Below are 13419 nucleotides of genomic sequence, written 5' to 3'. Positions count from 1 at the left end.
CTAAGCTCCGAAACGGTACGCCGTTGATCCGATTGTATCGGCTGCGGGCCTTGATGTGCAATCTTTAATCGTTTAGGAGGGCGAAACGGAAGCGTTGTCCGCGCCGGTCGGCACAGACGGCTGAAGTCCGGCGTGGATCGCTTCGAGCAGCAACCCCGTCCGGTCGCAGCGGTACTCCCAGAACATAACGCCGCCGAGCTGCTGCTCTATCGTATAGCGGCATTTCCAGGCGATCGATTCTTCGTCGTCGTACGTGATAAATGTGCCGCCGTCATGCAGGCCGCCGTCGTACAGATACGGCACTTTGGCTTCGTTGTCCCAATAGCGCACGAAGCCGTCACGCTCAATATACTTTTCGTGCAGGTCGGTGAACTCCGGTCCGTAGCCGCCGCTTGTCGCCGCCACCTGGTGCAGACCGTTATTGACATTCGGTACGCCTGTCCACATCCGGGAGTAGAAAGCGGCTCCGATTACGATCTTATCTTTCGGCACGCCCGCTTTCAGGAACAAATTGACGGAAGCTTCCGTGCTGATCCGGAATAGATCGCCGCTTGGCGTATACAGATTGGTATGATGTCCGGTCAGAATCTGGAACCCTCCGCGCATGTCGTAGGTCATCAGCTGGACATAATCGAGGTAGAGCTGGACTTCGTCCATTTGCGTTCCGTCGATGTAATATTGATCCGCTCCGGCGGCGATCGTGAGCAGATAATGCCGTCCATCGGCGGCACCGCTTTGATCCAGCGCTTCGCGAATCGTGCGGAGCAGCAGAGTGAAGTTGTCTTTGTCCTCCGGACTTGCGGCAATGCCGGCTTCGGCGTAGCACGGATATTCCCAGTCCAGATCGATCCCGTCCAGGCCGTATTGAGCGATGACGTCAAGCGACGACTGCGCCATAGAACGGCGTCCGTGCTCCGTCAACGCCGCTTCGGAAAATCCGCCCGCGCTCCAGCCTCCGACCGACAGCAGGATCGATACGTCGGGATGTTCTTTTTTGATGCGGGAAAGCTCGTCCATGTTCCGAAGATGCTCGGTAACGATGCGATCTTCCTGCACATGGCCAAACGCGATATTGATATGCGTCAGTTTGAGCAAATCTTCCGTCTTGAGATCCGGCAGATCGGCATGGCCGACGTAGCCCACTACGCGCGGAGTAAAACCGGCGGAAGACCGCGGATCGGCAGAAGGAAGTTCGGACAGGTTCGGGTTCTCGCGGTTCATGTCGGTTCCTCTTTTCTTGTGGGATGTAGATGCGGGTTGTTCAGCCGCGCACGGTGCGCAGAATCTGCAGAGCTTCGGCGCAGCTGCCCGGCTTGTAGCCGGATTCCGCGTAGCGGATATTCAGATCAGGATCGAGTACGAACAAATGCGGGTATTCCGTGCCCGGCGGCGGACAGTTCGCGTTCATCGCCGCAAACGCTTCGCCGGAGCGGTCGTAAGCAAAGATTGCGCCGGACGGCAGCGGCTTCGGCACGAACGAACGAATCTCTTCGGGAACGTTGACCGGACCCGACCGCAGATCGGATACGGCTGCCTCGCTTCCGGCAATACCGGCGTGAACGATAAAGACCAGCGGCACGTTCTGCTCTTCGAGCGTCTCCTTGAGCTCGCCGGCTTCGCGCAGCAGATGCCGCGTCGGTTCAAGGCGGTAATCGATCCAGGCGACCAGTGCTCCGCCGCTTCCGGACAGTTCGGCGAGCGTGCGCTCGGCACCGCCCGGCAGCCTCAGGCGCGAATCGCCTTCTGCCGCCGCCAGCACCGGAACCGATTCTTCCGGCTCGCGGAATACCGGTTCAAGCACCGTCTCGCGGCCCGGTTGAATTGTGAAATAGTACAGGCGGCCCAGCACGCGGCCGTTTTGCAGCCGGATTCCGGTCGTCATCCGGTAATCGCCGGCTTCCAGCTCGAACGGAGACTCATAGACATCCTGGCGCCGAAACGGATAATTCAGCGTCGTATAGAATCCTTGTTCCAACCGGGCGAGCGTAAAGTTCTCGCGGTAGGAAGCTTCGACGGCCGGCGTGGAACGCTCATGCGGCGCGGCGGCCGGTTCGGGCCTGCGCAGGCGCAGCGTGCCATAGGCCGGCGCGCCGCTTCCCGTTGCAACCGCCCCGGAATCCATGCCGTCCTTTGATTCGGGCGCGGTCTTGATTCCGGAACCGGCTTCGGTCGGACGTTCCAGATCGATCCAACCCGATTCCACCCAGGCCTGCGGATGCAGCGCCGCCGGATGCAGACGCGCCAGAATGCCCAAGCTGCGGCAGAGCGCGACCAGCATGATTTCGACCGACTCGCGGTCGCCGCTCTTCAAAGCAAACGTGCCGGTCGGCGAAGCTTTGCCCGGCACGGGTGTGCGATCGGGCAGAACAGTCCAGTCCGAAGCGACCTTTCCTGCCAGGCGCTGCGGATCCGCGCGGTAAGCCGTGAGGTCTTCGGCCGCGAACTCGCTGCGCAGCTGCGCGCGGTAAGGCGCCAGCTTCTCCCAGCGTACGCGGGGACCCAGTACGTAGGAAAGGAAGCGATCGTCGATTGCATCGCTGCCTTCCCCTGCAACCGACGTTTGGGTTCCGTTTTGGATCCCCGTTTCCATGCCGATTTCTTTGGCGGCTTCAAGCCCGCCGAGCAGATGATCGTCAAGCGTCGCGCGCTCGGTATCGATCAGATCTTTGGACGTCAGGCTCTCCAGCAGCCGCAGCGGCCACTCGCCGAGTCGCGGCGTGTGCTCTTCCAGAAACGTCTCGATCTCCCCGGCATTGCCCCGTGCATCGCCCAGTACCTTGAAGACGCGCGCCGCGTCCAATCCGAGCCGATCGGCCAGAACCGCGGATTCTGCTTCGCCGGCAAAGCCCGCTTCGAAAGCGGCGCGAATCCGCTCGCCTTCGGCCGTCCGGCTCCGGTGCCGGGCAAGCTTCTCTTCCGGCAGCGGCTCTTCGGCCGCGCCGGCCCGCTCCGGCGGCGGTGTCAGTTCAAAATCGACGCGGTCCGAAGGCTGTCCGCTTTGCGACAGGGTGAGTTCCACTTCCTCTACGGCCGCTTCTTTCCCCAGCAGATCCAAGCCGTTTGCCGGCTGGATCGCACGGCTTCCGTACACGATCGTCTCGCTCCAGATTTCGCCCTGCACCGCGCGCACGACCAGATCCCCATAGCCGGTCACGAAGCGGACCCTGCCCGCTTTGTCCGTACGCATCGAAGCCATCGGATGAAGCTCGGCATAATTGTACAGCTGAAACTGGACATCGGCTCCCGCGGCCGGGCGGCCGGCTTCGTCCGTTACGCGAACTTCAAGCGTCCGTACCGGCGCATAATTCGCCAGCAGATTGATCTCGGTGTGCACGCCGTCGCCGTGCGTGACCGGTTCCGTTCCGGCATAGCCTGCCGGTACTCTCGTATGAACCAGCATGGCCCGGCGCGCCGGGCCGTCGAACCAGCCCCGGTCGAGCGCAGGTTCCGGCTCGCAGGCGCCGATAAAATGCCACGCTCCGTCCGCCCAGGCTTCGACCCAGGCATGGTTGTCGTCCACATGTGCCCAGCGCGGCGTGTAGCACTGCCGTGCCGGAATGCCGATACTGCGCAGCGCGGCTGTGGCAAGCGTCGATTCTTCGCCGCAGCGTCCTTTTGCGCTGCGGATCATGCCGAGCGGTGAGATCGTGCGGGCATCGCTGCCGGTGTAGGTCGCTTTTTCGTAACACCAGTAATTGGTCTCCAGCACGGCATCGGACATCGACAACCCCCGTACCCGATCCCGCAGCTCCCCGGCGATCTTGTCCCGATAATCTTCGATACGTTCGTTATTGATCCGGGGCGGCAGTACATAATGCAGAAACAGATCATCCGGCACCGAAGCTCCCCAAGGCATCTCTTCGCGCATCCGCAGCGCCTGCCGGACATGGGTCAGGAACAGTTCGCCGTCGTAATCCGCCAGATCGTTGATCGGCATATGCGCATAGAGAAATTCCAGCGCCAGCCGTTCTTCTTCGCTCAGCGGCCCGGCGAATACGCCAAAGCATTCTTTTTCCCGCGCGGCTGCAAGCGTTCTCTGCGCTTCGAACGCGGCCGAGATCGCCTGCATGCGCGCCGGGTCCAGCGAAAACGGATAGGACGGCTTTTCCGATTCTCGGATCAAGCCGTTCGCCTCTTGTTCATGTTCTTGTTCATATTCTTGTCCAGGCCCCCGTTCAGCCCTGCTCTCGTCCGTTTGCATATCCGCTCACTCCTTCCACAATTTTCCGTCTTCGCGTATCCAGTATGCCCCGCTGCCGTCCGCCGAGGGCAGACGCATACGGAACGAATGCGTCGTCGTCTCGATCAACAGTCCCGCTGCGCCCAGAGCCGACAGTTCCCCGTCCGCAACGCCGTCTTCCAGCAGCGGAGTCAGCTCGGACGCGAAACTTCCCGACCGCTCGTACAGATTGCGCTGGCGGTAATACAATCGTCTCAGCTTCCATTTGACCGCTTCGTCCGCCGGCAGCTCGAACCTCTCCGCCTCGCCTTCTCCGGAAAAATGTACAAATCCCCACATCTCCGGATAGTGCATATTGACGACGCCCTGCGGCGACCAGACCCCGTTGTCTTCCGGATAAGGACGATCGGTCTGCGGATTGATCCGTTTGCGGTATTCGCCGTTCTCCTTGTCCACCTGCCACTGCACGCGGGAAAAATTGACGCGCCAGTACTGCCCGGCTTCCGGCGGTTTCTGGCCTTCGGCACATTCGCGCAAGATCTTCCACGGCATCGCGACTTCCACGCTCCAGCTTCGGTTGTCCGCGGCCGGATCGTTCAGCGTGCCGTCGATATGTACCGCCGTCTTCAGTCCGCGGATATCCCAACCGTTAATAGGAGGACCGCCGTCCCGGTAAGGGGTAACCAGCATCAGATCCCAGACCGTATTCAGCGCATTGATCTCGAATTCGTAATACTGGTGGCTGTCTCCGTCCGGGTCGATAAAAATTTCGAAGTCGTTGTCGTAAAAAATAACGGATTCGCGCTCGGTAAGCGTCGCCCAGATCTCGTCTTCTTCAAGCTGCGCCCCGATATAGAAATACTCGTCGTCCCACAGCATCTTCGCCCGCGTCAATTTACCCGGCCGGGGTTTGACATCGCCTTCGATATCGACGAAGCTGTCCGTCCAGGGCGCATTCGCCCAGAACGGCTTGTCCAGCCTCCCGTCCAATTCAAGCTTGCCCGGAGCCCGTCCGCATACGTAGGAACGCGGCGCAAACGGGATCGCCGGTTCCGGTATTCCGCCCAGATTCATCTGTTTTCCTCCTCCGATTCCGTTCCGTTCTTGCCTGCGCAAAAAGCGGCGGCGCTCCCGCTTCCGGTGCTGCCCGCCGCTGTGCAATTGTCAAAGCCTGCACGCTTCCTCGCTCACGACTCGCTTAACCGGATGACGAGCGCGATCGGCGTCTCGCCTTCGCGCACCGAATCCGGCAGCGTTACGCTTAAGCCCGATTCGGTCCGGCGCAGCGCCAGTTCGCCTTCGGTTCCCAGCAGAGCGGCCCCCCGGAAATCGCCGCTGACCGGAAGCTCAAGTTCCGCTTCTACCGCTTCGCCTTCCGCGTACAGCCGAATCGCATAGACCGTATCTCCTTTGCGCGTAAACTGGATCTTTTTGTCCGCCGATGCGTAAGGTTCGCAGATTCGGGTGCCGTAGATCGCTTCGCCATGGATACGAAGCCAAGCGCCAAGTCCTTTCATGCCTTGAATCGCCGCGGCCGGCAGACGGCCGTCCGGCTGCGGACCGACGTTGAGCGCCAGGTTCCCGCCTTTGGCTACGATCTCGACCAGCAGATGCACCAGCTCCCGCACGCTTTTGTACCGGTCTTCATAATTGAAGGAAAAAGAAGTGCCCATCGTGATACAGCTCTCCCACGGCACGTTTAGCGGCCGCTCCGGCAGCGTCTGTTCCGGCGTGATCAGATTCTCGTACGCCCCGCCCACGGTCCGGTCGGCGCTGAGCAGCCACGGCTGATGTTCCCTGCGGATCTTGTCGACCAGTTCGCCCAGCCGAATATCCTGTCCGCTGTGTTCGTTCACCCAACCGGCATCCAGCCACAGCATATCGATCCGGCCGTACCGGGTCATCAGTTCGGTAATCTGCTCATGCGTAAACGTGACGAACTTTTCCCACAGCCACGGATACGCCGCAGGGTCGTACGACGGGCCGCGCCACATCTTCTCGCCCCGCTCCATCCCCGGTGCCCAATAATCCGGCGTATGCCAGTCGGCTTTGGAGAAATACGCCGAGATCGCAAGGCCCCGCGAGCGGAAAGCGTCAAACAGATTCCGGCAGATATCCGCATACTTGTGCCGATGGAACGGCGTATCCGGTCCGGTAATGCGGTAATCCGTCGTATGCGTATCCCACATGCAGAACCCGTCGTGATGTTTGGTCGTGAACGTCAGGTATTTGAATCCGCCTTCGGCAGCCAGATCGGCCCACAGTTCCGGCTGGAAGCGAATCGGATTGAACGTTTTGTTGAGGTCGAAATATTCCCGTTTCAATTCTTCGCCTTCGACGCCCCAATCGATACAGTCTCTCGCCCAATCGGCATCCCCGTCGCTCAGCGCCCAGGACTCGACGACCCCGAGCTGCGAATAAGGACCCCAGTGCATCATCAAGCCAAGCTTCTGGTCTTTAAACCATTCCAAGCGTTCCAGCAGCAGCGGATCTTCGGGTTTTACCCACTCGTCTTCGCTGCTGTAATTGTGCACACCCTCATGGACGACCGGTTCCGCCTGCTGTGTGTCTTCCGCCATTTTCGCTTCCGTCATAGGCTCCTCCTTCTCGAATCTTCCCTTTGTCTGCCTGTCCATAACAAAGGGCGAAAAACGAAGGCGGTTCAAACCGCTTCGTCCTTCGCCCTGCTGCTTACTGCCTGGGCGAGACGCCGTTTATCCGATTACTGCGCGTTCTCGCTGTTCCATTGGTCGTACGCTTCCTGATAAATTTCCACGATGCGGTCGCTGCCCATCTTTTTGAGCTGCGCCACATAGCTGTCCCAGTTGCTGAGCGGCTCCTGTCCGGTTACGAATTTCGCTTCCATCTGTTCCACGTACGTATTCAGATCCGACAGCAGCGCGGACACTTCGGTCTGTGCGTCGTTGGTCAGATACACGTTCGGGAAAGGAATCTTGGCGATCGGCACCAGTTTCTCTTCGTTCTGTTTGACGACCCAATCTTCGACTTCGCTGCGCAGGCCGTTGGTCAGATCGGGAATGTTGACGCCCGGCGTTACGATTCCGTAGTTCGGAGTCAAAGTCGCCCGGAATTCTTCGCGGTCGCCGCCGCCCGGCACATCGAGGTATTTCTTCTCGTGTGTCGCTTCGTCGACGTAGTCCCACATCTTGCCGCGGGGTCCCTGCGTCCAGAGCGTCGCTCCGTCGTAGCCGTATTGATAATCGATCCAGCGCATGCTGGCTTCCGGGTTCGGATTGGTCGCCGTAATGGCGAAAGTTCCGTTGGAAGACATGCCCGGGTGCTTGCCGTAGACCGGCGTATCCGCGATTTCGCTGCTGACCGGCGTCATCATCGGATCCTGCATCGTTTCTTCGGTTCCGCCAAGCGTGAAGTACGGATAGAAGTCGCTGAACAGCGCCAGTTGGTCTTTTGCGCCTTTCGCTTTCTTCTGTTCATCCGTCTGCGAGAACGTCTCGTGATCCAGCAGATCTTCGTTCCACAGTTTGTTCAGGAACGTCAGATAGCTTTTGTATCCTTCTTCCTGCGGCGTGTAGTGGACTTTGCCTTCTTTGTCCGCGTAATACACTTCGTTGTACATGCCCCAGAAACCGAGGAAGTACATGCGCAGATCATCCAGCTTGACCGAAGTCAGCGGAATTTCGTCGGCTTTTCCGTTTCCGTTCGGATCTTCCGTTTTGACTTTTTTCAGGTAGGTGTACAGCTCGTCGGTCGTTTTTGGTTCTTCCACGCCGAGCTTTTCCAGGAATTCGCCGTTGTACCACATCGGACCGCGGTACCAGACCGCTGTCGTATCGATAAACGGCAGCGCATAGATATGGCCGTCCGTCGTGGTGACCGACTTGCGCACATTCGGATTCTCGTCGAGGATCTTTTTGAGATTGGGCGCGTAATTGTCGATCAGGTCTTCCAGCGGAAGAAGCTGACCCTGCGTGCCGTAGCTGACCTGTTCGGCCGGCGTAATGTCCGCTGCGTACAGAATGTCGGGCAGATCGCCGCTGGCGAAGACCAGATTCTTCTTCGTCGGGAAGCTGTCGATCGGCGCGGTTTGGAATTCGATCTTGATATTGGACATTTTTTCCATTTCCTGAATAACGGGCATCGTTTCCCACGGCGCCATATCGGCGCTCGGCGCGAATACGCTCAGCGTAATCGGCTTTTCGACAATCGGGAAACCGTCTTTGCTTACGCTTGCCCCTGTTTCCGCCGCCGGCTCCGTCGATCCTCCGGATTGACACGCGGATGCAAGCATGGACACCAGCAGAAGTCCGGACAGCGCGGCTGCCCCTTTTTTACGACCCATTTTCATATCCAAATCCTCCCCTTTTTTCTGAATGGCTTACGGACATACTCTATGGCAAGATCATCCCTTGACGGAACCGATCATGACACCTTGCACAAAATAACGCTGCAGGAACGGATAGACCGCAATAATCGGCAGGGTCGCGACAATAATGACGGCGTATTTGACCAGCGCGGCGACTTCGGCTTTGTTATTGAGCGAAGTCGCCATCGAGGCATCGACCGTACCGGCCTGTGCCGACATTTCCTGCAGAACGAGAATCTGGCGCAGCACCAGCTGGAGCGGATATTTTTCCTGCTGATTCAGGTAGATCATCGCGGAGAAGTAATTGTTCCAGTGTCCGACGCCGAAAAAGAGAGCCATGACGGCAATGAGCGCGGTGGACAGCGGCAGGATAATCCGGAAGTACAACCGGAAGTTGCTGCATCCGTCGATCTCCGCCGCTTCCTGAAGTTCCCTCGGGATCGAAGACTGGAAAAAGGTGCGGCAGACAATCAGGTTCCAGACCGAGGTTGCCCCCGGCAGAATCAGCGCCCACATACTGTCGACAAGGCCCAGATTCCGAACGACCAGATAAGTCGGAACCAGTCCGCCGCCGAAGAACATCGTGACGATGAACAAAATCATGAACAGATTGCGCCCGACGAAATCTCTGCGGCTGAGCGCATAAGCGGCGGGCAGCGTCACGATCAGATTGACCAGCGTACCGACGACGGTATAGATAACCGTGTTCAGATAACCGTTCCAGATGCTGGAGTCCTGGAAGACCCGCCGGTAGCCTTCGAACGTAATGTCTTTGGGCAGCAGCCACATTTCGCCGGCAGCCACAATCGTCGGATTGCTGATCGAGGCGCTTAGAATGTAGATGAGCGGATAAGCGACGATAACGAGCGCCACCGTCAGCAGCAAATAAACAAAAGCGAGAAAGATTTTATCCTGCCTGGTTTCCTTGATCGAGCTGATCATTCTGCATCCCTCCTTTTCTTCTGCCGGAAATCCCGTATTACCACAAACTGTTCTCGCTTGTCCGCCGTACGACCTGGTTGACGACGATCAGCAGAACCGCGTTGACGATCGAGTTGAACAATCCGACCGCCGTGGAATAGCTGTACTGGGCTTCCAGCAGACCCGTCCGGTATACGGAAGTCGCGATGACGTCGGAAGCTTCCATATTGAGCGGATTTTGCAGCAGCAGGATTTTCTCGTAACCGACTCCGAGCAGACCGCCCATATTCAAGATCAGCAGAATGGTGATCGTCGGAATGATGACCGGGAAATTGATATGCCGGATCCGCTGCATTCTCGAAGCTCCGTCGAGAATGGCGGCTTCGTGCAGCCCGGGATCCACGGCGGTCAGGGCCGCCAGATAGATGATCGTGCCCCAACCTGTCGCCTGCCAGACATCGGACAGCACATAGACCGTTTTGAACCAGCGCGGATCGGTCAGAAAGCTCGGCGGCGTGATGCCTACCGCTTCGAGCAGATTGATGATCATGCCTGTAGACGGCGTCAAGAAGGTGATGATCATACCGGCCATGACGACCATAGAGATAAAGTGCGGCGCGTATGTAACGGTTTGAACGGTTTTTTTGAACGGTCCGGTCTTCAGCTCATTGAAAGCCAAAGCCAGAAGGATCGGCAGCGGGAATCCGATCAGCAGTCCATATACGCTGATACTGAGAGTATTCCACATCAAATCCCAGAAATAATAGGATTCGAAGAATCGGGTGAAATGATCGAAGCCTACCCATTTGCTCTCTGCCATGCCCAATGCGGGAATGTAATTTTTGAAAGCGATCTGGATGCCGTACATCGGCACGTAGTTGAAGATAATGACGGTCAAGAGCGCGGGGGCCATGAAAATGTAGAGCTGCCAATTTCGCGCGATCTTCTTTAGAAGTTTTCCTTTGCGTTTGGCCGGAGCTTCCGGGTTCAACACGGCTTTTGCATTTTCGTGCATCATCGTCTTCACTCCCTCGTTTTAATGTACGCGTATCAGGTAGAAGTAATAGGAAAGTCATATTACCTGACAAGCATTCTGATTCCTCCCACTTCCCTCCCGTGCGTCAAATCTTTGCCGCAGCCGGCCTTTCGGCTCGCAAAGCGAAAGGATCAACTTTTTGTAAGCATTTCCATTCGCTTGACTCCGCGTTTCATGTCTTTGGGTTTACAGCGAGTTTACCGAAAGGAGCACAAAGCGTAAATATGTCATTTTGGTCCTGTCGTTGATTTTGACAACCGCAGATCCGGTGAAATGTGTTAGAATACATTACAGAACCCGAGGTTTTTTCATGAAAAACCATTTTAAATTTCATACAAACTGGCTGCATCGGACCGCCCACAAGCGGATAAAGGTAAAAAACGACACATTCCCAAGCGGAAGATCGCTCTATAGAAGCACGATTAAAGCGTTTGCAAAAGAGTCAAATTCCACATATTGCCTGACAATCCGCTGCTCTCGTACACTTTGTCTACACCCAAGTCCCTTGACCGAATGAAATCTAAGGTTTTCGAGGGGCGCAACCTAACCTCTTTATCGGTCAAGGGACTAGCGCGGCATTCAGCGATAACGAAAGGAGCCTATACGAATGAAAGTGACGGTCAAACCGAGCTACTTCAAGTCCCGGCTTTTTCTGAAATATATCTCTTCTTATCTCTTCGTCCTGCTGATTCCGCTCATCTGTCTGACTTTCGTTCTGTACCATAATACGGCTTCCAATCTTCGGTCGCAGATCGAACGGTCCCATCTCAATCAACTGACGCAGGCGGAAACGATTGTCGATACCCATCTGCAGCAGCTGAACGATATCGCGTCGCGCGCCGCTTACGATCCGAATCTGAGCCGCTACCGTGTGCATGATGCCTATTACAGCCTGGAAGCGATCGATGCACTGGGCAATTACAAAGCGGCCAGTCCGATTGTAGATGAGATGTTTCTCTATTTCCGCGGCGATCCGCGGATCTATTCCAGCGTGGGCATGTACGATCTGGATGTATTTGCCGACAAATACCGGTTCAGGAACTGGTCCGCCCAGACGGTGGAACGCGATTTGAACGAAGTTCGCTATACGACGATGCGTCCGGCCGACCGGGTAGAACGGGCTTCCGGTTACGCGCAGTCCACGCTCGTTTATTTGGTGCCGCTTGTACCGAACAGTCCGAACCCCCACGGCACCTTGATGTATTTTGTCAAAGAATCCAGTCTGACCGGCCTGATCGACTCTATTCTGGGCGGTTACGAAGGTTCTTCCTATATTTTCGACGCCGAAGGCCAGGTTCTCGCGGTAAAAAGCAACCAGGATGAGCCGTTGGACAGCCAGGCGTTGGGTTCGCTGGTGTCTTTGCCTACCGGTACGCACAGTATCCAGATCGGCGGCGTGCCGCATTCGGTCGTTTCGGTCAAATCGGAACTGAACGGCTGGGAGTATGTGACCCTGATGCCAAGTTCGCAGTTCTTCAGCAGCGTGCTACATATCCGGAGCTTTATTGTCGCTTTATTCTCGATCGTCGTCGTGTTCGGCGGCGTCGGCGCTCTGCTGCTTGCGCGTCGGCAGTACAGCCCTATTTTTCAACTGTCCGAATTTGCGGAATCCAAACCGGTATCCCGGAGCCATCCGCCCGATTCGCTGCCGGACACCCATCCGCTCAACGAACTTGAACGGATCCGCTCGGCGCTGCAGGCTTACAGCGAACGGGCCGATCTGCAGGAACCGTACGCCCGCAACCATTTTCTGCTGATGCTGCTCCGTCACGGGGACGATGCGGGTCCTGCGCCGGGTCAGCCCGAGTCGTTCGGGTTGGACTTCGGCCGCTCGCATTATTTCGCTATGCTGATTGGCCGCGAACACTCGGCGGGTACGCCGGAAGAAGCCCGGGACTGGCAGCTGATGCTGACCATGCTGACCGAAGCCGAGTATCCGGAATTGGGGGCTCGTCTCTACGGGGCCGAACTGCCCAAGCCCGATCAGATCGCGCTTATCGTCGGATTCGATCCTGTAGGCGATCTGGACGAATCCGCGCAGATCGGACGGATCGTACAGGCGGTGTACGACCATCTTCAAGGCATCGGCCGCCTGAATCCTTCGCTCGGTATCGGAACCTGCTCGGCAGGTCCGGGCCGGCTCAGCCAATCGTTTATTGAAGCCTGCTCCGCTTTTGAATCGCGGACTCGCACGACAGGCGGAAGCCTCGCCTATTTCAGCGACTTGACGGAAGAGACCGGACAAGCCACTTGGGTGCCGAAGACCGTCCTGCTCAAGTTGGCCCAGAGTCTCAAGCAGGGCAGCGCCGATGTGGCCGTCCATTCGATTACCGAAGCGGCGGCATCGCTGCGCGCGCCGGGCTTATCCGCCAGATATATGCGCTGTATCGGGTTCGATATCCTGAATACGATTCTCAAAGCGGCCGACGAAGCCGGCGTCGATAATCTGTACGGCAGTATCCCTTCGATCGAAGCGTTCTCGTCGCCGGACGAACTCGAACAAAGTTTCCTGCAGCTCGTCAACAGACTGTGCGAGCAGATCGAACAAAAAGAAGAATGCGAGACCCATACGCTGATGGACACGATTGTCGCGTATATCGACGAGCATTATGCCGACCATTCGCTGAGCCTGGAGACCATTTCGCACAATTATTCGATCTCCATGTCCTATTTCAGCCGCTCGTTCAAAGAAAAAGTCGGGACTAACTTCGTGCAGTATATCTGGCAGAAACGAATGGCTGCGGCTATCGTCGAATTGACAACCACCGACGAACCGCTCAAGGAAATCATTCAGCGGATCGGCTACCAGGATACGCCGAACTTTATCCGCAAATTCAAGAAAGAAACTGGGCACACGCCGGGACAATATCGTAAACTCTTCTCGGGCACAGCCAGCGAACTTCAAGAGAAAGCCTAATCCCTGTGGGGAGGCCTCCG

Annotated in this window: 8 protein-coding genes; 1 reads left to right on the top strand and 7 read right to left on the bottom strand. The window is 57.3% G+C overall.

Features of this window, described 5'->3' with window-relative positions; all coding sequences use genetic code 11:
• Nucleotides 1-72 precede the first annotated feature (72 nt).
• The 7 genes from HRQ60_RS16435 to HRQ60_RS16405 form a co-directional block, all read right to left on the bottom strand.
• Complete coding sequence (locus tag HRQ60_RS16435; protein ID WP_172197466.1) at nucleotides 73-1221, bottom strand: glycoside hydrolase family 18 protein; 1149 nt, start codon at nucleotides 1219-1221, stop codon at nucleotides 73-75.
• 40 nt (nucleotides 1222-1261) lie between these two features.
• Nucleotides 1262-4123, bottom strand: coding sequence for a transglutaminase domain-containing protein (locus HRQ60_RS16430; protein WP_246281369.1), 2862 nt, complete (start codon nucleotides 4121-4123; stop codon nucleotides 1262-1264).
• Nucleotides 4124-4207: 84 nt separating this feature from the next.
• Nucleotides 4208-5254: a carbohydrate-binding family 9-like protein gene (locus tag HRQ60_RS16425; protein ID WP_172197460.1), complete on the bottom strand. Its 1047-nt coding sequence runs from the start codon at nucleotides 5252-5254 to the stop codon at nucleotides 4208-4210.
• 113 nt (nucleotides 5255-5367) lie between these two features.
• Entirely contained in the window at nucleotides 5368-6774 is a 1407-nt protein-coding gene (locus HRQ60_RS16420; protein ID WP_172197457.1) for an alpha-L-fucosidase, read from the bottom strand.
• Nucleotides 6775-6902: 128 nt separating this feature from the next.
• On the bottom strand, nucleotides 6903-8507 hold the full coding sequence (locus HRQ60_RS16415; RefSeq protein ID WP_172197454.1) for a type 2 periplasmic-binding domain-containing protein: 1605 nt from the start codon (nucleotides 8505-8507) through the stop codon (nucleotides 6903-6905).
• 54 nt (nucleotides 8508-8561) lie between these two features.
• Entirely contained in the window at nucleotides 8562-9467 is a 906-nt protein-coding gene (locus tag HRQ60_RS16410) for a carbohydrate ABC transporter permease (RefSeq protein ID WP_172197451.1), read from the bottom strand.
• A 37-nt stretch (nucleotides 9468-9504) separates the two neighbouring features.
• Complete coding sequence (locus HRQ60_RS16405; RefSeq protein WP_172197597.1) at nucleotides 9505-10461, bottom strand: ABC transporter permease; 957 nt, start codon at nucleotides 10459-10461, stop codon at nucleotides 9505-9507.
• Nucleotides 10462-11089: 628 nt separating this feature from the next.
• On the opposite strand from HRQ60_RS16405, the gene HRQ60_RS16400 reads away from it, so the two are divergent.
• Complete coding sequence (locus tag HRQ60_RS16400; RefSeq protein WP_172197448.1) at nucleotides 11090-13399, top strand: AraC family transcriptional regulator; 2310 nt, start codon at nucleotides 11090-11092, stop codon at nucleotides 13397-13399.
• Nucleotides 13400-13419: the final 20 nt, after the last annotated feature.

Origin of the sequence: Saccharibacillus qingshengii, assembly GCF_013185195.1 — a bacterium.
GTDB classification, from domain to species: domain Bacteria; phylum Bacillota; class Bacilli; order Paenibacillales; family Paenibacillaceae; genus Saccharibacillus; species Saccharibacillus qingshengii.
This window is presented reverse-complemented; position numbering and strand designations above follow the sequence as displayed.